This is a genomic window from Variovorax sp. 3319 (genome assembly GCF_031456585.1).
Taxonomy (GTDB): Bacteria; Pseudomonadota; Gammaproteobacteria; order Burkholderiales; family Burkholderiaceae_C; genus Variovorax; species Variovorax paradoxus_P.
The window spans coordinates 254,582-278,070 of sequence record NZ_JAVDUZ010000011.1; the positions used below are offsets into that span (position 1 = coordinate 254,582).

A 23,489-nucleotide genomic window follows, 5' to 3' on the forward strand; every position below is an offset into this window, starting at 1 on the left:
GGGTAGGCGACAGCCGCCATCATCGCCGAGCGGCGGCACCGGGCGATACTGGCGCGAAGAAAACCGAAGGAGACATGAATGGCCGATCGAATCGAATGGACTCGCCACCCCGACGGCGTGGTGGAACTGCAGCTTGCACGCGCAGACAAGATGAACGCGCTCGATCCCGCAATGTTCGACGCGCTCATCGAGGCCGGTGAGGCGTTGCGCCACGACACCGCCGTGCGCGCCGTGGTGATCTCGGGGCAGGGCAAGGCGTTTTGCGCAGGCCTGGACATGGCCTCGTTCGAGCGCATGGGGCAAGGCGCCGCGAGCGCCGTGCTGGGCGCGAGTGCCGGCGGCACCGACATATCTGTTCGGACGCATGGCATTTCGAACGCGGCGCAATATGTCGCAATGGTCTGGCGTGATGTTCCGGTGCCGGTGATAGCCGCCGTGCACGGCGTGGCGTTTGGCGGCGGCCTGCAGGTGGCGCTGGGTGCCGACATCCGCATCGTGGCGCCCGACACCAGGCTTTCGGTGATGGAAATCAAGTGGGGCCTCGTGCCCGACATGGGCGGCATGGTGCTGATGCGAGAGCTTGCCCGCAGCGACGTGGTGCGCGAGCTCACCTACACCGGGCGCATCTTCTCTGGCGAGGAGGCGATGCAGCTCGGGTTTGCAACCCGGCTCTCCGCCGATCCCCTGGCCGAAGCTCTTCAGATGGCGCGCGACATCGCGGGCAAGAGCCCTGACGCCATCCGCGCCGGCAAGCGGCTACTCAACGCAGCGCAGGCGCACAGCGCAGCCGATCTGCTGATTGCCGAATCCGTGGAGCAGCAAGCACTGATCGGCGCCGCAAACCAGAAAGAGGCGGTACAGGCGAACATCGAGCGGCGCGCGCCTCGATTCGGTGCGGCGGCTTGAGCCCAGGTCGTTGTGGCTGAAAATGAATACGCTTTGCTGGTTGATGCCTGAAAGCAGCCACGCTCAAGCAGCGATAAGGTAGTTTTGTAGCACTTAGGTTTCTCGATTTCTGTAAAACCATTCCGTAGAAAGATGAACTTTGTGTGACGAAGGTCACGTCTGGCGAGGGAATAAGGGTTAGGAAGGGTGGCTGATTCAGTCACATTCATTAACAATTAATCCTTTTGACTGCGACGGCGATCCTGCATGTCGACCACGTTTTTCTGCAATCTCAGCGTGCCCATCCTGGTGGGCGAGGATCGCTACAAGTACATACCTGTCGTCGGCGTCTTCCGAAGCATTCCATTCGAGCAGATAGACGAATGGGTAATGGATGCCGATGGCAGGCCCCGCAGCGACCGCGAGCTCGCGGCCGAAGTTCTTGTAGAGATCCGCATGCCGCCCGAAATGAGCGGAAGCCCTGCTGCGCGCGCATTCGAAGTGGCAGACCTGTTGCAGCTGGACCGTGCGGCCGCTGTCGTCGTCTCTACCTACCTTGCTGCGCTACCTCGCGTTTGACGCCTGCGTAGCAAGCAATCCGCCGCAGCTTCGCGCGGCGCCCGGCGCCTAGTGCCTGCCCCGCGCGTCCACAGGCCAGATACCTACCAGGGTGTCGCCGTCGACCACGTGATAGGCATCATGCAGGTTGACGGTCGGGTCGCAGTGCGGGGTAACAAACTCGACCCGCTCTCCAAGTGCCGGCCGCGCTCCGGCAAACAGCAGCTTGCCGTGCTCGTCGCCGAAGAACGCATAGCGGCTCGCCGGATTGGCGCCGCGCGCCACCAGCGGCACGCCGCTGTCCGTGGCAAAGCACTTGGTGCCGCCGTCGACCGTGACCCAATCTGCCGCATTGGCACTCACCACTGCCGTCTGCACGAACAGCGACACCTCGAAAGGCGACGGTTGCCCCGAGGCGCCACCTAGCACCTGGGCGTATTCCGCGTCCATGAACACATAGGAGCCCGCCTGCAGTTCGGTGAACGCGTCGCGCTGGGCGTCCAGGTCGTGGGTGCCGGTGCCCGCGCCCGTGACGATGTCGAAATGAATGCCCTCCCGCCTGGCCTCGGCCACGATGCGGGCGACGGTTACGCGCAGCCCGGCGGCAGCCGCGCTGCGCTGCTCCCGGTCGACAATGTGCTGCAGGTTGCCGGCGTAGGCCTGCAAGCCGCGCAGCTTGAGGCGCGGTTCGGCTGCCACCTGGCGCGCAAGTTCGAGCACCTGCGCTTCGGTTGCCGCACCGGTGCGGTTGTAGCCCGCGCCATAGTCGACCAGCACCTCGAGCGGATGCGGCAGCCCCAGCGTGGCGGCGGCAAGGTCCGCGGCATTGCGAGGGTCGTCCACCACCACCATCATTCCGCCCGGGCCTGCAAGCCTTGCGAGCTTGACCACCCGTGCGATCTTGCTGGGGGTAACAGCCGGCGAGGTGATCAGCACATCTGGAATGCCGCCCTTGACCATTACCTCTGCCTCGCCCAGGGTGACGCAACTCACGCCAATGGCTCCGGCGGCCACCTGGCGCCGCGCAATCTCCACCGACTTGTGCGTTTTTACGTGCGGCCGCAGGCCCACGCCCCGCGCCTTGGCAAACGCGGCCATGCGCTCGATGTTGCGCGTGAGGGCGCCCAGGTCGAGCAGGAGCGCGGGCGTATCGAGCGATTGCCGGCCACCGGCAAGGCCGATCAGCGGCGTGTTCACTTGCGTATCAGGAAGCATGGAAACCTTTGTATGCGGGGGTAGAGGTGCGCGCCTGGCGCGGGTGCAAAGCGAAATGATCGCACCTAAAAGTCGCTTGCGGTACTTCGCGCAGCGCGCAGAAAAGGAGTTTTGCTCAGTCGGTGCGAAACGGCGCCTCGTGCCCGGAGCGCCTGAGTGCGAGCCACCAGAGCAGCGCCGCATTGATTGCCCAGCCACCCGCAAGAACGAGGAGCGCCGTCTGCGCGATTCCGGGTTCGAGGTTCAGCGTCAACAGCCCCAGCGACCAGGGCAGCGCGCCCGCGATTGCCGCCAGCATGGCCAGTTCGCTTTCAGGAAATGCGGCTGACGAAACCACGCAGACCACGCCCGCCGCGGAATAGGCGAGCGCGCCAATGCGCCACCAGGAGGGAAAGGGCGCCCGAGGGTCTGCAGTGTTCATTCCGCGACGATTGCAGGCGCCCGCAATAAAGTGCGACAGCCGCCCGCGCGAAGCGCTGTAAGCCTTCAGGCGATAGCCGCCAATCCGGACGAAGACTGTTCACAGAGACAATCTGTCTCGACATTGCGAAGAACCAGAGACCGCCGATACATGATCACCCTTCACCACTGCGTCAGCGCACGCTCGTTCAGGCCCCTGTGGATGCTTGAAGAGATCGGGCTCTCCTACGAGCTCAAGATGCTGCCGTTTCCGCCGCGCGTGCTGTCCCGGCCGTACCTCGACGTCAACCCGCTCGGCACGGTGCCGATGTTGTCCGAAGGCGCCATGCGAATGACCGAATCGGCCGCGATCTGCCAGTACCTGGCTGCGCGGTTCTCGGCCGGACAACTGGATGTAGGCAGCAACGAGCCGGACTTCGGGCCGTACCTCAACTATCTTCATTTCGGCGAGGCGACCTTGACCTTTCCGCAGACGCTGGTGCTGCGCTACGCGCATTTCGAATTGGGGGAGCGAAAGCAGCCGCAGGTGGCCGACGACTATGCCAAGTGGTTCCTGGCGCGGTTGCGCACCCTGGAGCCGCTGCTCGCCGAGCGTGACTATCTTTGCGCGGGCCGCTTTACCGCTGCAGATGTGTCCGTTGGCTATGCGCTGTTGCTGGCCGGGCACCTGGGTATGGCAGAGCGCTTCACGCCCTCGGTGGCAGCCTACTGGGAGCGTTTGCAGGCGCGGCCAGGCTTCAAGGCCGCCATGGCCGCGCAATCGAGCGCCGCCAAGGCGCAGGGGGTTTCTTCGACCCCCGCCCCCGACGTCAGGCCCGATCGTCCTTGACGGGCATTGCCGGCGCGGGCAGGCACTCAGGGCGCGTCGCTCTGTATGAAGTCGACAAAGGCCCTTAGCGGCGCCGGCAGCAACCGGCGGCCTGGGTAGTAGAGAAAGGGCCCGGAAAACCGCAGCCACCAGGGCTCGAGAATCGGTTCGAGCGCGCCGCTGTCGAGGTGAGGGCGCAGCCAATCCTCGAACAGGTAGATCACGCCGGCACCAGCCAGCGCCGCGTCGACCGAGAGATCCGCCGCTGCGCCGATCCGCACGATCAGCTGCCCCGTCACTTCGATGCGCAAGGTTTCGCCGTTGCGCTCGAACTCCCATGGCGGCATCGAGCCGCTCTCAAAACGTCCGCGCAGGCAGGCGTGGCCGAGCAGCTCGCTGGGATGCTCCGGCCGGCCGTGCAGATCGAGGTAGGAGGGCGCGGCCGCAACGGCAAAGCGCTGGATGCGCGGGCCGATCGGCACGGCGATCATGTCCTGTTCGAGCCGCTCGTCGTAGCGAATGCCTGCATCGCAACCGGCGGCCAGCAGATCCACAAAGCCATCTTCGGCAATCACTTCGAGGGAGATGTCGGGGTAGGCGGCAAGAAAGCGCGGCACGATCGATGGCAGCACGAGCCGCGCGGCGCTGATCGGCACATTCAGCTTGAGCGTGCCGGCCGGCCGGTCGCGAAACCCGTTCACCACGTCGAGCGCAGCTTCGACCTCGGTGAGCGCGGGCCTCAGCCGCTCGAGCAGGCGTTCGCCCGCTTCCGTCGGCCGCACGCTGCGGGTTGTGCGGTGGAGCAGGCGCACGCCGAGCTGGGCTTCCAGCCGGCGCACCGCCTCGCTCAAGCCCGATGCACTCCCGCCGCTCAGGCGCGCGCCGTCGCGAAAGCCCTTGGCGCCCGCAACCGCAACAAAGGCATTGAGATCTCCGAGATCGACTTTCATTGTTCTGAATCCTGCACAGCCCGTGCCAATTATGGCGGCTTATCAAACAGCGACTGGCTCCCTAGACTGGCCTCACAACCTGTTCATCTCTTCAACGCCCAAGGAAAAAGCACCATGTCCACCACGCAAACCCACAGCACCTACACCCTCGGCGACCGCACGGTTCACCGGCTCGGCTACGGCGCCATGCAGCTTGCCGGACCCGGCGTGTTCGGGCCGCCGAAAGATCGCGAGGCGGCTTTGGCCGTGCTGCGCGAAGCTGTCGAAAGCGGTGTCGATCACATCGACACCAGCGACTTCTACGGCCCGCACGTTACCAACCAGATCATTCGCGAGGCACTCGCGCCTTATTCGAAGGACCTTGTCATCGTGACGAAAATTGGAGCGCGCCGCTCCGACACCGGTGGCTGGCTGCCTGCGTTCTCGCCCGAGGAGCTGAAGCAGGCGGTGCACGACAACCTGCGCAACCTGGGCCTGGACGTGCTGGAGGCAGTGAACCTGCGCATCATGTTCGACGTGCATGGCCCGGCGGAGGGATCGATCGAGGCGCCGCTCGCGGCGTTGGCCGAGCTGCAGCGCCAGGGCCTCGTGCGCCATATCGGCCTGAGCAACGTAACCCCCGCACAGGTTGCGCAAGGCCGCAGCATCTGCCGCATTGCATGTGTGCAGAACCAGTACAACCTTGTGCATCGCAACGACGATGCGCTGATCGACGAACTGGCGCGTGAGGGCATTGCGTATGTTCCGTTTTTCCCGCTCGGCGGTTTTACGCCGCTGCAGTCCGCAGGGCTTTCGGAGGTGGCGCAACGCCTGGGCGCCACGCCGATGCAGATGGCACTGGCCTGGCTGCTGCGCCGATCGCCCAACATCCTGTTGATTCCCGGAACCTCATCCGTCGGGCATCTGCGCGAAAACCTGGCTGCGGGAAAGCTCGAACTGCCTGCCGATGCGATCGAAGCGCTGGACCGCGTGGCCGCTCCCTGATCTGCCAACACTCCTCTAAAACTACAAAGCACCTTTTCATGCCTTGATGCATCTTGCGAAATGCGCGCTCCTAAACTGGGAAAAACCATTTCCAGCGGCCCATTCAGGAGACATCGCAATGCAAATCCGAAAGCGCCTCGGCGTCTTTCTGCTCGGCTTTGGCCTAGGCCTTGGCCTCGCCGTCGGTACGGCGCAGGCCCAGCAACCTTTACGTATCGTCGTTCCTTTTGCGGCCGGCGGCGGAACAGACCAGTACGCGCGGCTGCTGGCTGCGGAGCTCACCAGGCACGGCACCCAGACCATCGTGGAGAACAAGCCCGGCGCCAGCGGCATCGTGGCGGCAGACAACGTGGCCCGCTCCAAGCCCGATGGCACCACCTTGCTGATGAGCTCGCTGAGCATTCTGGCCAGCAACACGGTGATGTACGACAAGCTGCCCTACGATCCGGTGAAGAGCTTCACGCCGGTCACGCAGATTGCCTATCAGCCGACCATCATCGTGGGACGCTCGGATCTGCCGTACAAGAACATCAAGGAAATGGTGGCCTATGCCAAGGCTCATCCGGACAAGATCAACCGGGGCTCACCGGGCGCGTCCATCCTGACCAATCTCGCGCCGCTGGCCTTCGAGGGCATGGCCGGCATTCGCACGACACACATTCCGTTCAACGGAGATTCCCCCGGGCTGCAGGCCATGCTCGGCAGCCAGATCGACATCCAGGGCACCTCCATCACCGGCCCGCTGCAGCACGTCAAGGCGGGCAAGATGCGGGTACTGGGTGTGATGGACTCCAAGCGCCTTGCGCAGGTGCCAGATGCGCCGACCTTCAAGGAGCAGGGCTACGACATCGAGGCGCTGCTCTGGTATGCGCTCTCTGCGCCCGCGGCCACGCCGAAGGACACGGTGGACAAGCTCAATCGCGCCGTCAACCAGGTGCTGGTCGATCCTGATTTCATCGCGCGTTCGCAAGCGATCGGCATGGAGCCTCGCGGCAGCACGCCGCAAGCGCTGGCCGACTATGTGAAGGCCGAGACGCAGCGCTGGGTGCCGCTGCTCCAGCGCCTTGACCTGCCAAAGCAAGGGCAATGAATGAGTCCGCTGTTCGACGACACCGTGGCTCTGGTCAGCGGTGCGAGCCAGGGTATCGGTTTTGCCATTGCAACCCGCCTGCTTGACGCCGGCTGCCGCGTGGCGTTGACCGACCTTGACGCCGACAGGACGCGCGACGCCGCCGCACGCACGGGCTACCCCGTCGACCGGGTGCGCCCCTATGCGCTGGACGTGCGCGATGCCGTGCAATGCGCTGCCGTGGTTGCCGACCTGGAGCAGTCTTGGGGCCCCGTGGGCGTGCTGGTAAACAACGCCGGTGTGGGTGGCCGCAACGCGGTATTCGAGGCACAGGCGCTGTCGCAAGACATCGACCATGTGATGGCGGTCAACGTCAAGGGCGTGCTCAACCTCACAGTGGCATGCACCGAAGGCCTGCACCGCACACGCGGCGCCGTCGTCAACGTGGCATCCATCACCTCGCTCGTCGCAACCTCGGCCCACATGGCCTATGGCGCCTCGAAGGGGGCCGTTGCCCAGCTGACCAGGTTCCTGGCGCTAGATTTCGGGCCTCATGGCGTGCGTGTCAATGCCGTAGCTCCCGGCTTGGTGATGACGCCCATGACCGCCCACATTGCGGCAGACACCGAGCGCCAGGAGCGCATGGTGCGCCGCACGTTCCTGCGCCGCGCGGGCGATCCGCAGGACATTGCAGGGCCAGTGGTGTTCCTGGCTTCGCAGCAGGCGCGCTACGTTACCGGAACCATCCTGCCGGTGGACGGCGGCTACACCGCCAACTGACCAATCAAGAACAAGGCATGCCGCCATGCCTTCATCGCGGGGACACATGATCCGAGATTCTTCTGCGTTCAACGAAACGCTGGACGCGCTTCCGCGCTACGTACGCGAGCAACTGATTCCGCGCGAGGCGGAGGTCGAGCGGCTGGACGAAGTGCCTGCAGACCTCGTCGACGATCTGGCGAGGCGGGGCTTCTTCGGCTGGTCCATTCCCCAGGAGTGGGGTGGCGGCGGAATGACGACCGAAGAGCTGGTGCTGGCTGCGATGGAACTGTCGCAAGCCTCCGTCGCGTTCAGGGCACGGGTTGGCACCAACACCGGTATCGGCTCCGAGGCATTGGTCGCAGACGGCACGCCCGGGCAGAAGGCCCGCTACCTGCCGTTGCTGGCCAGTGGTGCGCTGACCGGCGCATTCGCGCTGACCGAACCCGATGCCGGCTCGGACGCGACCGCACTGGCCACGAGCGCCGTACGCGATGGCGACGAGTACGTGCTCAACGGAACCAAGTGCTTCATTACCAATGCACCTATCGCGGGGCTGTTCACGGTGATGGCGCGCACCGATCCGCAAGACCGGTCCGCCCATGGCATTTCAGCTTTCCTGGTCGAGCGCGGAACGCCCGGGCTTACCACGGGCGAGCCATACCGCAAGATGGGGCAGGCCGGCTCGCCCGTGTCCGAAGTGCATCTGGCCGACTGCCGCGTGCCGGCCGACAGCATCATCGGCGGTGTGGAGGGCAAAGGTTTCAAGACAGCAATGAAAGTGCTCAACAAGCAGCGCATCCATCTTGCGGCGCTGTGCACGGGCCCTGCCATCCGCATGCTGGACGAAGCCGTCGCGTGGACCTGCCAGCGCCGGCAGTTCGGCCAGCCGGTTGCGAGCTTCCAGCTGGTGCAGGCCTTGATCGCCGACTGCCAGACCGAGATCCAGGCCGCGCGGGCGCTCATTCTGCAAACCGCGCGCCAGCGCGACGCGGGCGAGGATGTGACCATGCAGGCATCGATCTGCAAGTACTTCGCGTCGGAGATGTGCGGACGCGTGGCGGACCGCTGCGTGCAGATGCTGGGCGGCACGGGCTTCATCCACGGCCATCCCATCGAGCGCTTCTACCGCGACGTGAGGCTGTTTCGCCTCTACGAAGGCACCAGCCAGATCCATCAGCTGAACATCGCCAGGCGCACCATTGCCGCGGCTGGCTATCGCCTGGGCGAATGAGCGGCCGCACCACGAAAAGACCCGAGGAATAACGAATGATCCACTCTTCCATGCAACCTCTTGCCGGCGTGCGCGTGCTGGACCTCTCCAGGGTCATGGCCGGCCCGCTGTGCGGCATGGCGCTGGCCGACCTGGGTGCGGACGTGATCAAGGTCGAGCATCCCGAACGCGGGGACGACACGCGAGACTGGGGCGTGCGCATCGGCAGCCACAACACGTCCTACTTCAACAGTTGCAACCGCAACAAGCGCTCCATCTGCGTCGATCTGCAGGACAAGGAGGGCCAGGACATCGTGCGCAAACTCGCGGCGCAGTGCGATGTGGTCATCCAGAACTTCAAGTACGGCGGCGCGCAGAAGATGGGCCTGGGCTACGAAGACCTGCGCAAGATCAACCCGAAGATCATCTACTGCTCCATCTCGGGCTACTCGGTGCTGAGCCAGGAAAAGGCGCGGCCGGGCTATGACCTTGTGATCCAGGGAGAAACCGGCTTGATGGCCATGAACGGCGAAGAGGGCCAGGGGCCTTTGAAGTTCGGCATTGCCGCGGTCGACATGTTCACCGGCATGTACTCCGCGCAGGCCATCCTGGCCGTGCTGTTCGAGCGCACCCGCACCGGCAAGGGCCGCCACATCCAGATGTCGCTGTACGACAGCGGGATGATGATCACCTCCTACTACGGACTCACCGCCTGGCTGAACAAGGGCGACCCGGCCAAGTTCGGCAATTCCCACCCGTCGATCGTGCCTTATGGTGTATTCGAGGCCGCCGATGGCCCGGTAGTGATCGCGGTAGGCAACAACGGCCAGTTCAGGAAGTTCTGCGACGAGGTGATTTTTTGCCCCGAGCTGCCGGTCGATGCGAAGTTCGCCACCAACACCGGGCGCTCGAAGCACCGGCATGAATTGCTGCCGCTCCTGCTCGCGAAGATCGCACAGTTCTCACGCGCCGATCTCATCGAGCGCATGGACAAGGCGGGCATACCTTGTGGGGAGGTGCTCGGCCTCTACGAAGCGCTGCAGTCAGATCGAACGGCGCAGACAAAGGTCTGGCACCAGTTCGAAGACGCACAGGCGGGGCCGCAGGCCGTTCACGCGCCGCCCTACATCATCGACGGCGCGCGCTCGGGTGTGCGCCACCACCCGCCGCATCTGGGGGAGCACACGGCCGAAGTGCTTCGCGAGCTGCTCGACATGGACGATGGCCAACTTGAAGCGCTGGGCCAGAAGAACGTCATCAGATGAATGGCATCCGTTGAATGGCATCCGTTGCGTACCAGCCCTGCGATCAGTGCGATTGCTTGGGCAAATTGAGGCTGCGCAAGATCGGAAGCCAGCGATCGGCCTCGGCCTTGATGAACTTGCCAAGCTCTTCCGGCGTGCCGCCCCGCGGCTCCATGCCGATGGCGCGTGCGCGGGCCACGAAATCGGGATCGGCAATCACGTGGTTCACGGCCTTGTTCAGGCGATCGATCGCCGGCTTGGGCGTGCCGGCGGGAACCGAGAGCGAGTACCACAGGGTGGCTTCCATGTCGAAGCCCTGCTCTTTGAAGGTGGGGGCGTCGGGCACCTGCGGCAGGCGCTGTGAATCCATCACGCCGAGCACGCGCAGCTTGCCGGCCTTTACATAGGGCAGCGATCCCGTGATCGACGTGCCGTGAATGTCGATCTGGTTGCCCAGCAGGGCCTGCAAGGCGGGTGCGTCCCCGTTGAAAGGAATGTGCAAGGTGCTGAAGCCTTGTTCCTTTTCGAAGGCAATGGGTGCCAGGTTGGTCAGGATGGCCGCGCCGGGCGAACCGCGGTTGATCTTGCCGGGGTTCTGCCTGGCGTAGGCCACCATCTCCTTGATGTTCTTGTAGGGCAGGTCGGTGCGGCCCACGACGATGGCTGGCTGGTAGGCAATTTGCGTGACGGGTGCGAAATCTTTCGCGGGGTCGTAGGGCAGCTTGTCGTAGAGCACGCTGTTGTTCGCAAGTGTGCCCAGCGACGACACGAGCACCGTCTGGCCGTCCGGTTTGGCGCGTGCCACATAGTCGGCCGCGAGAATGCCGCTCGCACCCGGCTTGTTCTCGATGATCACGTTCAGGCCCTGCTTGTTGAGTTCCTGCGCCAGGATGCGGCAGTACTGGTCGGTGCCGCCGCCGGCCGCAAAGGGCACCACGATGCGGGTCACCTGCTGCGCGAATGCCGATGCGGCTGCGCACGCACCCAGTGCCAACCCGATGACGAGTTTGCGATAGCTCATTTTGTCTCCTGTTCCGGCCCGGGATCGGGCTCTGCATTCAGTCTAGATGTCCTCCGCAGGCACCGGCCTGCAAGTAATGAAAAGCAGCTTTGCGGGATGCGCCGGCAATGCGCGCGGCGGCCTTGCACACTCCGCCGATGGCAGTGCAGATCATCAGAGTGGGAACGACGAAAGACCAATTGGGCGAGAGCCCGTGCTGGGATGCCGATGCCCGGACGCTGAGCTGGATCGACGCGTTGTCGGGCACGCTGTGGCGCCTGAAACCTGAAGCCGGGGAGCCCGAGCGGCACCTGCTGCCCGCGCCCGTGGGGTCGATCGCGCCCTGCCGCAGCACTGCCGTTGTGGTGGCGCTTCGAAACAGCTTCGCGCTCTATGACTTCGCCGCACGCACGCTGGAACACCTGGCCTGCATTCCGGTGGACCATCCGAAGGTTCGCTTCAACGACGGAAAGTGCGACCCGGCGGGCAACTTCCTGGCGGGCACCATGCATATGGATCGCCAAGCCGGCGAGGCCGTGGCGGGCGGGCTCTACCGGCTGCGCGCCGATGCCCGCGTGGAGCGTCTGGCGGATGACATCGGCTTTGCGAACGGGCCGTGCTTCAGCCCCGACGGGCGCGTGCTGTACCTGGCCGACAGCCTGGAGCGGATCATCTGGGCGTACGACTACGACGCCGACGGGCCGCTCTGCAACAAGCGCGTTTTTGCAAAGACGCACGCGTTCGACTCCGGGCCCGACGGCGCGACGGTCGATGCGCAAGGATTTTTCTGGACCGTGCTGACCCGCGCGGCCAGGCTTGCGCGCTATGCACCCGACGGCGAGCTGGACCGCCTGATCGACTTGCCGGTGAGCTACCCGTCCAGCATCTGCTTTGGCGGACCGGGTCTGCAAGACATGTACCTGACCTCCATTTCGCGCAGCGCGCGGCTCGAAGGACGCAAGCCGCAGGACGGCGGGCTGTTCCGGATTTCAGGGCTGCCCGCGCCGGGGCGCCTGCCGCATCATTTTGCTGGCGGCTCGGTTCGGAGCGCGTCCGCTACGTAGTCCACGAAGGCGCGCACCTTCAGTGGCAGCGCGCGGCTCTGCCGGAACACGGCGAAGACGCCGTTGGAGAATGCACGCACGGCAAAACGGTATTCGGGCAGCAGCCGCACCAGCGTGCCATCGCGCAGGTCGTTGCGCACCGTGGCCTCGGAGAGCAGCGCCACGCCCATGCCGCCGATGGCTGCAAGCCGCAGCAGTTCGCCGTTGTTCGCGCTCAGCACGCCCTGGATGTTCAGCTCCTGCTGCTCGCCGGCTTCGTCGATGTACTTCCAGGTGATTACCTCGCGGTCACGCCGGTAGGTGAGGCAACGCACCTGCGGCAGGTCGCCGGGATGCCGGATGCGCGAGAAGATCTTCAGGAACGCCGGGCTCGCCACCAGCACCTCGTCGCTCGATAGCAGCCGCTTGATGACGAAGCCCGAATCGCTGGACTCGCCGGTGCGGATGTCCACATCGAAGTCGTGCTCCACCAGGTTGATCGGATGCTCGGAGAGTTCGAGTTCGACGCGGATGTCGGGGTAGAGCTCCGCAAAGCGCGGCAGCAGCGGCGCCAGCACCCGCAGGCCGATGTGCGTGCGCGAATGCACGCGCAGCCGGCCTTCGGGCCGCTGCCGTGCGTTGTGCACGGCCTGCTCGGCCTCGCTCATCAGTTCGAGCATTGCCTCGGCCCGCTCCAGGAAGGCTCGGCCCGCTTCGGTCACCTTGAGGTTGCGGCTGGTGCGGTCCACCAGTTGCACGCCCAGTTCTTCTTCGAGTGCGCTGATGCGCCGCGAGATGGTGGCCGGCGAAAGGCTGAGGCTGCGGGCCGCGGCTGAGAGGCTGCCCTTTCTCTGGGTGGCGACAAAGATGCGCAGCGAGTCGAGGGCCTTCATTTCGAAAGACGCAAAGAAGCTGTGCGTTCGCTGGTGAGCCACTCAGGCCCTGAGTTCCTACGATGGACCTCGATCGAAAACAGCCAACCAGGAGCGACAGCGATGGATTTCGGAATCTTCATTTTGATGCAGCAGCGGAACAAGCATAAGACCTCCCACCAGATTCTGCGCGATGCCATCGAGCAGACGCGCCTGGCGGACGAACTGGGCTTTGGTGCCGCGTGGTACGCGGAGCACCATTTCAGCAACTACGGCATGTGCTCGTCGCCGTTGACCATGATCGCGCATTGCGCCGCCGTGACGCGCAACATCCGCCTGGGTACCGGCATTGTCGTGGCGCCGTTGTACACGCCGGCGCGCCTGATTGCAGACGTGGCCATGGTCGACCAGCTGTCGAACGGCCGCCTGAACCTGGGCATCGGCTCGGGCTACCAGCAGTTCGAGTTCGAGCGTTTCGGCGTGTCGCTCGAATCGGCCAAGGCCCGCACCTTCGAGATGCTCGACATGCTCGAGGCCGGCCTGACGCAGCCCAAGTTCAGCTACGACGGCGAGTACTACCAGCAGCCGATGAGCGCCATCAGCCAGCGCGCGGTGCAGCGCCCCATGCCGCCGATGTGGATCACGAGCGTAGATCCGGCCTTTCTGTCGCGCGCCGTCAAGTCCGATCACCACGTCTTCGTTTCGGGCGGCGACGGCGGCCTGGAAAAGCTGGCGAGCACCCGCGCACTCATCGACAAGGTGGCCACGGCCGAGGGCAAGGACCCGGCCCGCGTGCAGGTGGGCTTGCTGCGGGCGGCCTACGCGAGCAGCAACAAGGACGAAGTGGAAAGCTACCTCGAGTGCGCCCGCTACCAGCGCCGCATTGCGGTGAGCCTGAAGCGCCGCACCGCGCAGATTGCCGACGACTACCAGGTGGAAGAAGGCATTGTCGAAGGCGAGCCCACGCTGGACGAGATGCGCGCGCTGCTGCCGGTGGGCGACATCGACACGGTGATCGAGCGCGTGGTCAACGAGATCCGCACGCTCAAGCCGGTGCACTACTGCTTCCAGACCCAGATGGGCGACTTCGACCACCGGGCCATGCTGCGCCAACTCGAGGTCTGGGGCAAGGTCATCATTCCGACGGTGCAGCAGGAGATCGCCAACGATCCGCCGCACCAGCCCGCGGCGCCAGCCGAATTTGCTGCGGCCTGAGGCCGGACGCCAGGAGACGCCATGTCCGAAGCCGCTGAAGAAAGCACCCGCTGCGCCATCGAGCCTGCCCAGTTCCGCCAGTTGCTCGGTTGCTTTCCGACCGGCGTGGCGGTCATCACCACATGCACGCCCGACGGCCGGCCGGCCGGCCTCACCTGCAACTCCTTCAGTTCGGTCTCGCTGGAGCCGCCGCTGGTGCTGTTCAGCCTGCGCAATGCCAGCCGGTTGCTGGACACGTTCCAGGCGGCGGAGGGCTTTGTCATCAACGTCCTTTCGGAGCAGCAGGACGCGCTGTCGGGCCGGTTCGCATCCAGCAAGATCGCGGACAAGTTCGAGGGCGTGCCCTGGCGCGCCGGCACGCTGGGCCTGCCGGTGATCGACGATTGCCTGGCGAGCTTCGAATGCCGCGTGCATGCAACGCACGAGGCCGGAGACCACACGATCTTCATCGGCGAGGTGCGGCACCTGGGTGCCGGAGCGGCCGACCAGGCGCTGGTGTTCTACAAGGGCGCCTACATGAAGCTGGCCGAGTCGCTGCGCAAGCTGGTGGTTGAAGGGCGGCTCGGCGACGCCGACATCGACGAGGCCTACCGCACGCTCTACGGCACGTTGCTGCGCCTGGCGAGCGAGCGCGCGACCGAGGCCGAGCTGGACGCCGTACATGAAGCCGCCAGTGCCATCGAGGCGCACCCGGACGACGCACCGTTGAAAGAGCGCATTGCCTCTGCCAGTGCGTTCTTCTCGTCGATTGCCGCGGCCGGCCACAACGAAGCGCTGACGCTGATGGCGCAGACCATGACCAGCGTGCTGCGTGAGCGCATGACGCATGTGCTCTCGGTGCGCCCGCGCCCCGACCTGTATCCGCTGCGCCGCAACGTGGCGCACAACCTGCGCCGGCGCGACGCCGCCGGTGCCACAGCCGCCCTCGACGAGCTGATTGCGCAGCTGCGCAAGGGTTGAGCCCTTTCGATATTCCACAGGAGACAAGATGTCCATCGACTACGCCGGCTTCCGGCGCGAACTCGAATCGTTCGTGCGCAGCGCCTGCCCGCCCGAGATCCGCGCCGTGGTCGCGGCCGGCCAGAAGATCACCAAGCGCGAATACCAGGCATGGCAGCAGATACTCAACGCCAAAGGCTGGGGCGCACCGGGCTGGCCCCGCGAAGCCGGCGGCACGGGGTGGGACATTCGCCAGCGCCTCATCTTCGAGGAGGTGATGGCCGAGAACGACTGCCCGCCGCTCTACCACCACGGGCTGGGCCACATCGGCCCGGTGATCATCCGTTTTGGCACGCCCGAGCAGAAGGCGCGCTTCCTGCCGCGCATCCTCGACGGCTCGGACTGGTGGTGCCAAGGCTACTCGGAGCCGGGCTCGGGTTCCGACCTGGCTTCGCTGTCGACCAGTGCGCGCCTGGAAGGCGACCAGTGGGTCGTCAACGGCCAGAAGATCTGGACCTCGCACGCCCACGAGGCCAGCATGATCTACATGCTGGTGCGCACCTCGAAGGAAGCGAAGAAGCAGGAAGGCATCTCGCTGCTGCTGGTGCCCATGGACACCCCCGGCATCACGGTGCGTCCCATCAAGACCATCGACGGCTGGCACCACCTGAACGAGGTGTTCTTCGACGAGGTGCGCGTGCGCGGCGACAACCTCGTCGGCGAGGTCGGCAAGGGCTGGACCTGCGCCAAGTTCCTGCTCGAGCGCGAACGCCTTCCGCCGGCCAACGTGGCGCGGCTGGAGCTCATGCGCCGCCAGGTTGCGCAGCTGGTTGAAGAAGCCAGCCGTGCCGCCGCGGGGCTGCGCGATTTCAGCGGCCTGCATCACAAGCTGCTGCTGTGCGAGGCCGACGTGAAGGGCGCTCGCGTGATGATGGCCCAGGCCACCGACGACCTCATTCACCAGCGCCCGCTGGGCGTGCAGCCCTCGGCCATCAAGATGACCTGCGCCGACGTCGCACAGCGCCTGACGACCATCGCCCTCGATGCGGTCGGGCCCGATGCCGCCCATCGCTTTCTTGCCGAGGTGGGGGACGACGTGCCCGACGCCACCTGGATCCAGAACTACATGTTCACGCGCGCCCGCACCATCGCCGGCGGCACCTCCGAGGTGCAGCGCAACGTGGTCGCCAACGAACTGCTGGGAGCCTGAGCCATGTCCACATCTTTTCCGCCGCTCTTTCCCGGCATGCTGCTGGACGCGGCGAGTCGCTATGCCGAAGACCACACTGCCACCGAAATTCAGGGCGACCCCGTGCGCGAACTGGGTTGGACGGCCACCCTGGTGCCCGAGGAGGCCGGCGGCGTGGGCGGCACCCTGGGCGATCTCGCGTCCATCGTGGAGGGGCTTGCCACGCACGGCCTGCAGCTGCCGGTGGTCGAGACCTGCGCTGTGGTGCCACTGTTGCTGCAGGCTGCGGGCGCCGAAACCGCAAGGCGCTGGCTGGAGGCGGTGGCAGAGGGCAGCGCGCAGATAGCGCCCTTGACTGCCTTGTCCGCCACGCCCGACGCCAGTGCCGTGACGGCCCGGCACCTCGACATCGGCTACGAATTGAGCGGTACGGTGCAGGGCGTGGACGCGACGCTGCCAGCCACGCACTACCTCGTGCCTGCGCAGGTCGATGGCGATGACGCCATCTTCCTGGTCGATGCCGAACGCGTCGGCGCACCGAAGGCCCGATATCGGACGATGGAGGGCCGCCTCGGTGCGGATTTCGCCTTGGGGCAGCTTGCCGTGCCCGAGAGCGCGTGCATCGCGCGTGGCGCCTCTGCATGTGACGCGCGCGCCAAGGCAACCGATGCCGCCTTGCTGCTCACCGCCGTCGACACGGTGGCGGCGCTGGCCACCTTGATCCGCCAGACCGTCACCCACCTGAAGGAGCGGCGCCAGTTTGGCGTGGCGCTCTCGAGCTTCCAGGTGCTGCGCCATCGCGTGGCCGACATGTACGTGAAGTACCTGGGCGCCAAGGGCCTGGTCATCCATTGCTTCAACGACTACGAGCGGGATGCGCCCGACCTGCGCCGCACCCTGCGCCTGGCCAAGGTCTCGCTGGCCGAGTCGGCGCGCGCCTGTGCGGAAGCGGCCATCCAGATGCACGGCGGCATGGGCGTGAGCGAGGAAGTGCTGGCCACCCGCCTGGCGCAGCGCCTCATTGCCTCCGAGTTCCGCTACGGCGACCGGCTCTTGCACGTTGCCCGGCTGCTGGCGCCAGGGGCAAGCGCACCACAAGTTTCTTTTTCCAACCAAACCGGGAGCGTGCGATGAGCATCGATCTGGAAGTTTCCGACTACATCGCCGTCGTCCGGCTGGACAAGCCGCCGGTCAACGCGCTGGACCGCGCCACGCGCCGACGCCTGATCGAGATCTTCGACGAGGTCTCCGAGCGCCCCGACGTGCGGGTGGCAATTCTCACGGGCACCGGCAAGTTCTTCTGCTCGGGCGCAGACCTGAAGGACCGGCCCAATGCCGACAAGGCCGGCGACTTTCTGGACCACAACCGCTGGACGCGCGAGACGGGCAATGCCATTCGCGAGTGCGCCAAGCCCGTGATCGCGGCCGTCAACGGCCCCGCGCTGGGCGCAGGCTTCGGCCTCATGGCCTCGTGCGACATTTTTCTGGCGAGCGAGGACGCCACCTTTGCTATGCCCGAGATCAACGTCGGCCTCGCGGGCGGTGTCTCGATGCTGCGGACCATGGTCGGGCGTTCGTTCACGCGCCGCATGTTCTTCACCGGCATGAAGGTGCCGGCCGCCGAGCTGTACCGCCGCGGCGTGATCGACGAAGTGGTGCCCGCAGAGCAGTTGATGCCGCTGGCCATGGAGATCGCCCAGGAGATCGCCTCCAAGGCACCGCTGGCCATCGCCTATGCCAAGCAGGCCGCCAACATGATGGACCTGATGCCGCAGCGCGACGGCTACCGCTTCGAGCAGAACTTCACCATGGCGCTGGCTCGCACCGAGGACGCGAAGGAAGCCCGAAAGGCGTTTCTCGAGAAGCGCAAACCTGTCTACAAGGGGCGCTGAGATGCCGGCCGTGGAAGTAGGGCGCGGCATGGACGCGCTGTTCGAGCCGCGCTCGATTGCCATCTTCGGGGCGTCCGACGACGTCACCAAGATCGGCGGGCGGCCGCTGCAGTTTCTGCAGAAGTACGGCTACGCTGGCGCCATCTATCCGATCAATCGCAAGGCGGGGCTCGTGCAGTCGCTACCGGCTTATGCAAGCCTGGACGACGTGCCCGCAGCGCCCGAGCTGGCCGTGGTGGCGGTGCCGCCCGCGGGCGTGCTCGACGCGGTGAAAGACTGCGCCCGGCGGGGTGTGAAAGCTGCGGTCATCCTGTCGGCCGGGTTTTCCGAGATGGGCGAGGAGGGCAGTCGCCTGCAGGCGCAGATCGGCGATGTCGCGCGTGCCACCGGCATGCGCGTGGTCGGCCCGAACTGCCTGGGCGCGATCGGCGTGCCGGCCAAGAGCATCGCCACTTTCTCGGTGGCGCTGGAGTCGTCCTTTCCCGTTGTCGGCCCGGTGGGAATCGTTTCGCAGAGCGGCAACCTGGGCAGCTTTACCCTGCGCCTGGCCGGTGAGCGCGGCCTGGGCGTCAGCCGCATGCTGACCACGGGCAACGAATGCGACGTGGACATTGCCGATGCGATTGCCTCGCTCGCTGCGGACCCCGGCACCTCGGTGATCCTGTGCTGCATGGAAACCTGCCGCAACGGCGCAAAGCTGACGCGGGCCATGGCTATGGCGCGGGAGGCGGGCAAGCCGCTGGTGGTGCTGAAAGTCGGCGTTTCAGAGGCCGGTAGCGAGGCCGCGGCCTCGCACACCGGCGCTTTGGCCTGTTCGGACGCCGTGTTCGATGCCGTGCTGCGCAACGGCGGTGCCATCCGCGTACCCAGCATCGAGCAGTTGCTCGAAGTCGGCCATGCGCTCTCGGTTGTCGGCCCGGCGCGCGTGCCCGGCGGCCACGGCGTGGCCGTGCTCACGGCTTCCGGCGGCTTTGGCGTGCTGCTGGCCGATGCGGCCAGCGCGCAAGGGCTGGCACTGCCCAAGCTTGCCGCGCAGACGCAGGAGCGCATCCTCTCGGTCGTGCCCTTCGCCGCGCCCTCCAACCCGGTCGACATGACGGCGCAGGTGTCGAGCAGGCCCGAGGTGCTGGCCCAGGTGCTCGATGCCGTGGCGCGCGACGCCAGTTGCGATGCGCTGATCCTGCAGTCGGCCAATGCCTTTCATGTGCCCCGGTTGCGCGACGTGTTTCTTGCCGCGCTGGAGCAGGTGCGCAAGGACCATCCTTCGCGCCTCATTCTCCTGTGTGCCCGCGCGCCGCAGGACGTGCGTGCCACGCTCAATGCCATGGGCTTTCCCGTGGTCGAAGGCATCGATGCGGCTTGCGCGACCCTGGCGGCGCTGATGCGCTTCGGTGGGCGCGGCGCCGCACGGGCTGCAGCGCCGGCCATCGAGTGCGTGCCGTTGGCCACAGAGGCCTTTGCCACCGAGGCCAGTGCCAAGGCCGTGCTGGCGGAGGCCGGCCTGCCCGTGCCGCGGGAGGCGATTGCCGCCAGCCGCGGCGAGGCGCTCGCTGCGGCGCGTGCGATGGGCTTTCCGCTGGTGCTGAAGATCGTCTCGCCCGACATCGCCCACAAGACCGAGGTCGGCGGCGTATTCGTCGGCGTGCGCTCCGAAACGCAGTTGCTCGAGGAATACGGAAACCTGCTCGAACGCGTGGCGCAGAAGGCGCCCGAGGCGCGCATTGCCGGTGTGCTCGTCGCGCAGATGGTTCAGGGCGGCGTCGAGCTGATCCTCGGCACCAAGAAGGACCCGATGTTCGGCCCGATGGTGATGGTGGGCCTGGGCGGCATCTTTGCCGAGATCTTCAAGGACGTGGCACTGCAGCCGGCGCCTGTCGACGAGGCAGAGGCTACCGCCATGCTCCAGTCGCTCAAGGCCTTTGCGTTGCTCGACGGCGCGCGCGGCCGCCCCAAGGCCGATGTGCCGGCGGCGGCCAAGGCCATCGCGGCGCTGTCGCGATTTGCCGTGCGCCATGCGGGCAGCGTGTCCGAGATCGATATCAACCCCTTGGTGGTGCTGGACCTGGGGCGCGGCGCGCATGCGCTGGACGCCTTGCTGGTGCCCGAGCCACCCCTCACGAAAGCCTCCGCATGACAACGTCTCTTTCAGGCCGAGCGGCCTTCATCAGCGGTGCCGGCCACGGCATCGGCCGGGCCACCGCACGCGCCATGGCCGGCCTGGGCGCCACTGTCGGCATCAACGACCTGAAGCCCGAGTTCGTGGAGGAGGCCGTCGCCGAGATCCGCGCGCTAGGCGGCCAGGCCATCGGGCTGCCCTGCGATGTGTCGACGCGCGAAGGCATGCGCGAGGCCGTGGCGCAGTTCACGCGCGATGCGGGACGGCTGGACATCATGGTCAACAACGCCGCCTGGGTGCGCTACCAGCCGCTGGCGGAGATCACCCCCGAGGTGATGGACCGCATGGTGGAGATCGGCTTCAAGTCGGTGATCTGGGGCATCCAGGCGGCGGCCGAGACCATGGACCCTGAACGCGGCGGCTCGATCATCAACGTGGCCTCCATCGCAGCCTTCAAGTCGCCCATGCGGTCGGTGGTCTACAGCGGCATCAAGGCTGGCGTGCTGGGCATCACACGGGCATCGGCGGCCGAGCTGGGCGCGCGCAACATTCGCGTGAATGCGGTGGCGCCCGGTGCGGTGCCTACCGAGGGCACAGCCAAGCATCGCAACGCAGAGCTCGATGCCCGGCGCATCGCACGCACGCCGCTGGGCCGCCTGGGCACGGTGGAGGACATTGCCGATGCCATCTGTTTCCTGGCCGGCGACGGCTCGCGCTTCTTCAACGCGGACGTGCTGCGGCTGGACGGCGGCGCGTCGGAGACTTCGCTGTGACCGGCACCGTTGCATCGCCCAAACGGGTACAGAACGTGTTCGTCGTGGCGAAGGAGCCGGCCAGCCTGCATGCCTTCTACGAAGGTGCACTGGGCCTGCCGATGAAGTTTCGCGATGGCGACCGCTGGATTCAATACGGCGTGGGCAACACCAACGTGGCCCTGGCCTGCGTTGAAGAAGCGGCGCCCGCCACCAGCGGTCTGGTAATGGTGCTGGAGGTGGACGGCTTCGAGGGCGCGCAGGAGCGCATCGTTGCCGCTGGCGGGCAGGTGCTGGGCCTGCGCGACATGGGCGGCCACGGGGCCGTGCTGTCGCTGCGCGATCCGGAGGGCAACCTGGTGCAGCTGTTTCGGCGCGCCGCGCCCGCCGCTGCATGAGCGCACCAGAGCCGATGCCGGCGGGCTTGCAATCGCTGCTGGACCGCGAAGCGATCCGCGATTGCCTGCTGCGGTATTGCCGGGGCATCGACCGCTGCGACGAGGCTGCGTTGCGCTCGGCCTACTGGGAAGACGCCACGGATTGCCATGGCGCGTGGAAGGGCAGCGCAGCGGGCTTCATTGCGCAGGCGCTGGCCAGGCTGCGGCAGGGCGGGCGCCGCGTCCACCAGATCACCAACGTGCTGATCGAACTGCATGGCGACGTTGCCGCGGTGGAAAGCAGTTTCATCGCGCTTCAGGCGTCGGCGGCGCAGCTGGATTGCGAGACCTTCCTTTGCGGCCGCTACGTGGACCGTTTCGAGCGCCGCGGCGGCGAGTGGCGCGTGGCTGCGCGTACCGTGGTCTACGACTGGATCGAGGAGCGCAGACGGCCCGAGCTGGCGCAAGCCGACGCCATGCTGTTCGGCGTTCGCCAGCCGGTCGGCACGGCAGCGCCGCACGACGCCGTGTACGCGCTGTTGAGCAACGTGCGCGGCGCCTGAAGCCGGCCGATCGCATGACGACCGATCTCTCGCGCTCGTCCCGCGAGCTTTCCCTGCCCGGGCCGCAGACTGTGCTGCTCACCGGGGCCGGTGCAGGCGTCGGCCGTGCCGCGGCGTTGGCCCTGGCGAGCGCGGGGTGGCGCTGCGTTCTGGTCGACGCCGATGCGCGCGCGCTGCGGCGTCTCGAAGCCGCGTGGCCGGCCGACGCGGAGCCGCCGATGAGCCTGGTGGCCGACCTGACCGATGCGGCGCGCATCGAGCGCCTGGGGCACGAGATTCCGCGGCTCGATGCGTTGATCAACAACGCAGGCCTTTCAGCCGGTGGTGCGGAGGCCACGTCCGGGCATGAAGACGGCACGGCGGCTCGCCTTCTCGCGCTCAACCTGGCCGCGCCGGCGCGGATGGTGCAGGCCTGTACGCCGCATCTGCTTGCCGGCGCGCGCATCGTCAACGTGGCTTCCGGTGCGGGCCTGCGCGCGATTCCGTGGCGCGGTCTCTACAGCCCCAGCAAGGCTGGACTGATCGGACAGAGCCGCGGGTTGGCGCAAGCCCGGCCCGACTGGACCGTGACCACGCTGGTACCAGGCTTCGTGCGAACCGAACTTGTGCAGCGCCTGATAGAGGGCGGTCGGCTCGACCCTGCGCAGGCGGTGTCGAAGATTCCGATGGGCCGGATGGCCGAGCCCGAGGACATGGCTCAAGCCTTGTGCTTGCTGGCCAGCCTCGGTGCGCGCGTGCTCACCGGAGCGCTGCTGGTGCTCGACGGCGGCTCGTCGGTGTGCGGAGGTAGCCAGCCGCTGCCGGCCTGCGAGCATCCGGCCCTTCCGTTCGATACACCTTTGCATCCGCATCTCGAGTGCGTGCGCGAGCCGGCCTGGCATGCCGCACTGAGCGTGTGGGAGCGTGCGCATGCAGGCAACCTCGACCGCGCGGGCTATGCAGCTGTTGTCGCTGCTCGCGCGCTGGATGCGCAGCCCGGCGCGCGGCTGGATGCCGTGCTCGATGCCGCTCGCAGCTTTCGTTCGAGCCACGTTGCGATGGCCAGCCTCACGCTGCTGCTGCCTGCGCCCGAACCGGGGATTGGCTGGCAACTGGCCGGCGACGCCGATGCCGCCCGGATGCTGGTGGCCACGCTGGCTGCCGAATGGGGTGCGAAGGGGCTGCGCATCAACGCACTGGAACTGCCGCAGGGCCTTGCGCCGCAGCTTTGCATGCCGCTGCTCGACTACGTGGCCGGCCCGCGCGCGCAGTTTCTGACCGGGCAGGTGCTTCGCTTGGCTGTGTCGCCGTTGGATGCAGCGCTGCGGTGATCCGCGCCTTGTCTGGCTTGGTCAATTGGTCTGTGACAACTGTTCCAGAATGGCCGGATTTTCCAGCGTGGAAGTGTCCTGCGTGATGGCCTCGCCCTTGGCAATGCTGCGCAAGA

The 23,489-nt window shown here is 66.4% G+C and carries 24 protein-coding genes; 19 read left to right on the top strand and 5 right to left on the bottom strand.

Translation table 11 applies throughout. The features are described from left to right. Window positions 1–78 precede the first annotated feature (78 nt). Window positions 79–906: a crotonase/enoyl-CoA hydratase family protein gene (locus J2X67_RS22235; protein WP_309956558.1), complete on the top strand. Its 828-nt coding sequence runs from the start codon at window positions 79–81 to the stop codon at window positions 904–906. A 246-nt stretch (window positions 907–1,152) separates the two neighbouring features. Then, entirely contained in the window at window positions 1,153–1,464 is a 312-nt protein-coding gene (locus tag J2X67_RS22240; protein ID WP_309956560.1) for a hypothetical protein, read from the top strand. A gap of 48 nt (window positions 1,465–1,512) precedes the next feature. On the opposite strand, the gene J2X67_RS22245 is transcribed toward J2X67_RS22240, so the two are convergent. Further along, a complete protein-coding gene (locus J2X67_RS22245; RefSeq protein WP_309956562.1) occupies window positions 1,513–2,658 on the bottom strand; it encodes a DSD1 family PLP-dependent enzyme in 1,146 nt (381 codons plus the stop codon). A gap of 115 nt (window positions 2,659–2,773) precedes the next feature. Further along, entirely contained in the window at window positions 2,774–3,079 is a 306-nt protein-coding gene (locus J2X67_RS22250) for a hypothetical protein (RefSeq protein WP_309956564.1), read from the bottom strand. A gap of 150 nt (window positions 3,080–3,229) precedes the next feature. Here J2X67_RS22250 and J2X67_RS22255 point away from each other — a divergent pair, with 150 nt between their 5' ends. Beyond that, complete coding sequence (locus J2X67_RS22255) at window positions 3,230–3,907, top strand: glutathione S-transferase family protein (RefSeq protein ID WP_309956566.1); 678 nt, start codon at window positions 3,230–3,232, stop codon at window positions 3,905–3,907. A 26-nt stretch (window positions 3,908–3,933) separates the two neighbouring features. On the opposite strand, the gene J2X67_RS22260 is transcribed toward J2X67_RS22255, so the two are convergent. Beyond that, window positions 3,934–4,836, bottom strand: a complete 903-nt coding sequence (locus J2X67_RS22260) for a LysR substrate-binding domain-containing protein (protein WP_309956568.1) — start codon at window positions 4,834–4,836, stop codon at window positions 3,934–3,936. Between the two features lie 114 nt (window positions 4,837–4,950). On the opposite strand from J2X67_RS22260, the gene J2X67_RS22265 reads away from it, so the two are divergent. The 5 genes from J2X67_RS22265 (at window position 4,951) to J2X67_RS22285 (ending at window position 10,126) form a co-directional block, all read left to right on the top strand. Further along, window positions 4,951–5,820: an aldo/keto reductase family oxidoreductase gene (locus J2X67_RS22265; protein WP_309956570.1), complete on the top strand. Its 870-nt coding sequence runs from the start codon at window positions 4,951–4,953 to the stop codon at window positions 5,818–5,820. Window positions 5,821–5,938: 118 nt separating this feature from the next. After that, complete coding sequence (locus tag J2X67_RS22270) at window positions 5,939–6,910, top strand: tripartite tricarboxylate transporter substrate binding protein (protein WP_309956572.1); 972 nt, start codon at window positions 5,939–5,941, stop codon at window positions 6,908–6,910. After that, the gene (locus J2X67_RS22275) at window positions 6,911–7,669 is read left to right on the top strand and encodes an SDR family oxidoreductase (RefSeq protein WP_309956574.1); all 759 of its coding nucleotides are present in this window, start codon (window positions 6,911–6,913) and stop codon (window positions 7,667–7,669) included. 46 nt (window positions 7,670–7,715) lie between these two features. Next, a complete protein-coding gene (locus tag J2X67_RS22280; protein WP_309956576.1) occupies window positions 7,716–8,882 on the top strand; it encodes an acyl-CoA dehydrogenase family protein in 1,167 nt (388 codons plus the stop codon). A gap of 35 nt (window positions 8,883–8,917) precedes the next feature. Further along, on the top strand, window positions 8,918–10,126 hold the full coding sequence (locus J2X67_RS22285; protein ID WP_309956578.1) for a CaiB/BaiF CoA-transferase family protein: 1,209 nt from the start codon (window positions 8,918–8,920) through the stop codon (window positions 10,124–10,126). Between the two features lie 43 nt (window positions 10,127–10,169). Here the strand turns inward: J2X67_RS22285 and J2X67_RS22290 are convergent, their stop codons facing one another. Then, window positions 10,170–11,126 carry a tripartite tricarboxylate transporter substrate binding protein gene (locus J2X67_RS22290; protein ID WP_309956580.1) on the bottom strand — a complete coding sequence of 319 codons (957 nt, stop codon included), beginning with the start codon at window positions 11,124–11,126 and terminating at the stop codon, window positions 10,170–10,172. Window positions 11,127–11,263: 137 nt separating this feature from the next. Between J2X67_RS22290 and J2X67_RS22295 the strand changes: the two genes are divergently transcribed. Continuing rightward, the gene (locus tag J2X67_RS22295) at window positions 11,264–12,169 is read left to right on the top strand and encodes an SMP-30/gluconolactonase/LRE family protein (protein ID WP_309956582.1); all 906 of its coding nucleotides are present in this window, start codon (window positions 11,264–11,266) and stop codon (window positions 12,167–12,169) included. On the opposite strand, the gene J2X67_RS22300 is transcribed toward J2X67_RS22295, so the two are convergent. Next, window positions 12,127–13,041 (bottom strand): LysR substrate-binding domain-containing protein, encoded by a 915-nt coding sequence (locus J2X67_RS22300; RefSeq protein WP_309956584.1) that lies wholly within the window; start codon window positions 13,039–13,041, stop codon window positions 12,127–12,129. The genes J2X67_RS22295 and J2X67_RS22300 overlap by 43 nt on opposite strands. 102 nt (window positions 13,042–13,143) lie before the next feature. Here J2X67_RS22300 and J2X67_RS22305 point away from each other — a divergent pair, with 102 nt between their 5' ends. From J2X67_RS22305 to J2X67_RS22350, 10 genes are read left to right on the top strand one after another with little or no spacing between them, the layout of a single operon-like run. Then, window positions 13,144–14,235, top strand: coding sequence for an LLM class flavin-dependent oxidoreductase (locus J2X67_RS22305; protein ID WP_309956586.1), 1,092 nt, complete (start codon window positions 13,144–13,146; stop codon window positions 14,233–14,235). A 21-nt stretch (window positions 14,236–14,256) separates the two neighbouring features. Further along, on the top strand, window positions 14,257–15,195 hold the full coding sequence (locus J2X67_RS22310) for a flavin reductase (protein WP_309956588.1): 939 nt from the start codon (window positions 14,257–14,259) through the stop codon (window positions 15,193–15,195). A 28-nt stretch (window positions 15,196–15,223) separates the two neighbouring features. Further along, on the top strand, window positions 15,224–16,384 hold the full coding sequence (locus J2X67_RS22315) for an acyl-CoA dehydrogenase family protein (RefSeq protein ID WP_309956590.1): 1,161 nt from the start codon (window positions 15,224–15,226) through the stop codon (window positions 16,382–16,384). Between the two features lie 3 nt (window positions 16,385–16,387). After that, window positions 16,388–17,497, top strand: a complete 1,110-nt coding sequence (locus J2X67_RS22320; protein WP_309956592.1) for an acyl-CoA dehydrogenase family protein — start codon at window positions 16,388–16,390, stop codon at window positions 17,495–17,497. After that, window positions 17,494–18,255: an enoyl-CoA hydratase/isomerase family protein gene (locus J2X67_RS22325; RefSeq protein ID WP_309956593.1), complete on the top strand. Its 762-nt coding sequence runs from the start codon at window positions 17,494–17,496 to the stop codon at window positions 18,253–18,255. Before J2X67_RS22320 ends, J2X67_RS22325 begins: the two co-directional genes overlap by 4 nt. A 1-nt stretch (window position 18,256) precedes the next feature. Beyond that, window positions 18,257–20,389: an acetate--CoA ligase family protein gene (locus J2X67_RS22330; RefSeq protein ID WP_309956594.1), complete on the top strand. Its 2,133-nt coding sequence runs from the start codon at window positions 18,257–18,259 to the stop codon at window positions 20,387–20,389. Beyond that, entirely contained in the window at window positions 20,386–21,144 is a 759-nt protein-coding gene (locus tag J2X67_RS22335; RefSeq protein ID WP_309956596.1) for a glucose 1-dehydrogenase, read from the top strand. The genes J2X67_RS22330 and J2X67_RS22335 overlap by 4 nt, the downstream gene beginning before the upstream one ends. After that, a complete protein-coding gene (locus J2X67_RS22340) occupies window positions 21,141–21,521 on the top strand; it encodes a VOC family protein (protein WP_309956598.1) in 381 nt (126 codons plus the stop codon). Before J2X67_RS22335 ends, J2X67_RS22340 begins: the two co-directional genes overlap by 4 nt. Continuing rightward, the gene (locus J2X67_RS22345) at window positions 21,518–22,063 is read left to right on the top strand and encodes a nuclear transport factor 2 family protein (RefSeq protein WP_309956600.1); all 546 of its coding nucleotides are present in this window, start codon (window positions 21,518–21,520) and stop codon (window positions 22,061–22,063) included. Before J2X67_RS22340 ends, J2X67_RS22345 begins: the two co-directional genes overlap by 4 nt. Before the next feature lie 14 nt (window positions 22,064–22,077). Next, window positions 22,078–23,373 (top strand): SDR family oxidoreductase, encoded by a 1,296-nt coding sequence (locus J2X67_RS22350; RefSeq protein WP_309956602.1) that lies wholly within the window; start codon window positions 22,078–22,080, stop codon window positions 23,371–23,373. The last annotated feature ends 116 nt before the right edge of the window (window positions 23,374–23,489 follow it).

What these genes read in the sequence shown, in the direction of transcription:
- J2X67_RS22235 (WP_309956558.1), top strand. Translation starts at nt 79, where the DNA reads ATGGCCGATCGAATCGAATGGACTCGCCACCCCGACGGCGTGGTGGAA.
- J2X67_RS22240 (WP_309956560.1), top strand. Translation starts at nt 1,153, where the DNA reads ATGTCGACCACGTTTTTCTGCAATCTCAGCGTGCCCATCCTGGTGGGC.
- J2X67_RS22245 (WP_309956562.1), bottom strand. Translation starts at nt 2,658, where the DNA reads ATGCTTCCTGATACGCAAGTGAACACGCCGCTGATCGGCCTTGCCGGT.
- J2X67_RS22250 (WP_309956564.1), bottom strand. Translation starts at nt 3,079, where the DNA reads ATGAACACTGCAGACCCTCGGGCGCCCTTTCCCTCCTGGTGGCGCATT.
- J2X67_RS22255 (WP_309956566.1), top strand. Translation starts at nt 3,230, where the DNA reads ATGATCACCCTTCACCACTGCGTCAGCGCACGCTCGTTCAGGCCCCTG.
- J2X67_RS22260 (WP_309956568.1), bottom strand. Translation starts at nt 4,836, where the DNA reads ATGAAAGTCGATCTCGGAGATCTCAATGCCTTTGTTGCGGTTGCGGGC.
- J2X67_RS22265 (WP_309956570.1), top strand. Translation starts at nt 4,951, where the DNA reads ATGTCCACCACGCAAACCCACAGCACCTACACCCTCGGCGACCGCACG.
- J2X67_RS22270 (WP_309956572.1), top strand. Translation starts at nt 5,939, where the DNA reads ATGCAAATCCGAAAGCGCCTCGGCGTCTTTCTGCTCGGCTTTGGCCTA.
- J2X67_RS22275 (WP_309956574.1), top strand. Translation starts at nt 6,911, where the DNA reads ATGAGTCCGCTGTTCGACGACACCGTGGCTCTGGTCAGCGGTGCGAGC.
- J2X67_RS22280 (WP_309956576.1), top strand. Translation starts at nt 7,716, where the DNA reads ATGATCCGAGATTCTTCTGCGTTCAACGAAACGCTGGACGCGCTTCCG.
- J2X67_RS22285 (WP_309956578.1), top strand. Translation starts at nt 8,918, where the DNA reads ATGATCCACTCTTCCATGCAACCTCTTGCCGGCGTGCGCGTGCTGGAC.
- J2X67_RS22290 (WP_309956580.1), bottom strand. Translation starts at nt 11,126, where the DNA reads ATGAGCTATCGCAAACTCGTCATCGGGTTGGCACTGGGTGCGTGCGCA.
- J2X67_RS22295 (WP_309956582.1), top strand. Translation starts at nt 11,264, where the DNA reads ATGGCAGTGCAGATCATCAGAGTGGGAACGACGAAAGACCAATTGGGC.
- J2X67_RS22300 (WP_309956584.1), bottom strand. Translation starts at nt 13,041, where the DNA reads ATGAAGGCCCTCGACTCGCTGCGCATCTTTGTCGCCACCCAGAGAAAG.
- J2X67_RS22305 (WP_309956586.1), top strand. Translation starts at nt 13,144, where the DNA reads ATGGATTTCGGAATCTTCATTTTGATGCAGCAGCGGAACAAGCATAAG.
- J2X67_RS22310 (WP_309956588.1), top strand. Translation starts at nt 14,257, where the DNA reads ATGTCCGAAGCCGCTGAAGAAAGCACCCGCTGCGCCATCGAGCCTGCC.
- J2X67_RS22315 (WP_309956590.1), top strand. Translation starts at nt 15,224, where the DNA reads ATGTCCATCGACTACGCCGGCTTCCGGCGCGAACTCGAATCGTTCGTG.
- J2X67_RS22320 (WP_309956592.1), top strand. Translation starts at nt 16,388, where the DNA reads ATGTCCACATCTTTTCCGCCGCTCTTTCCCGGCATGCTGCTGGACGCG.
- J2X67_RS22325 (WP_309956593.1), top strand. Translation starts at nt 17,494, where the DNA reads ATGAGCATCGATCTGGAAGTTTCCGACTACATCGCCGTCGTCCGGCTG.
- J2X67_RS22330 (WP_309956594.1), top strand. Translation starts at nt 18,257, where the DNA reads ATGCCGGCCGTGGAAGTAGGGCGCGGCATGGACGCGCTGTTCGAGCCG.
- J2X67_RS22335 (WP_309956596.1), top strand. Translation starts at nt 20,386, where the DNA reads ATGACAACGTCTCTTTCAGGCCGAGCGGCCTTCATCAGCGGTGCCGGC.
- J2X67_RS22345 (WP_309956600.1), top strand. Translation starts at nt 21,518, where the DNA reads ATGAGCGCACCAGAGCCGATGCCGGCGGGCTTGCAATCGCTGCTGGAC.
- J2X67_RS22350 (WP_309956602.1), top strand. Translation starts at nt 22,078, where the DNA reads ATGACGACCGATCTCTCGCGCTCGTCCCGCGAGCTTTCCCTGCCCGGG.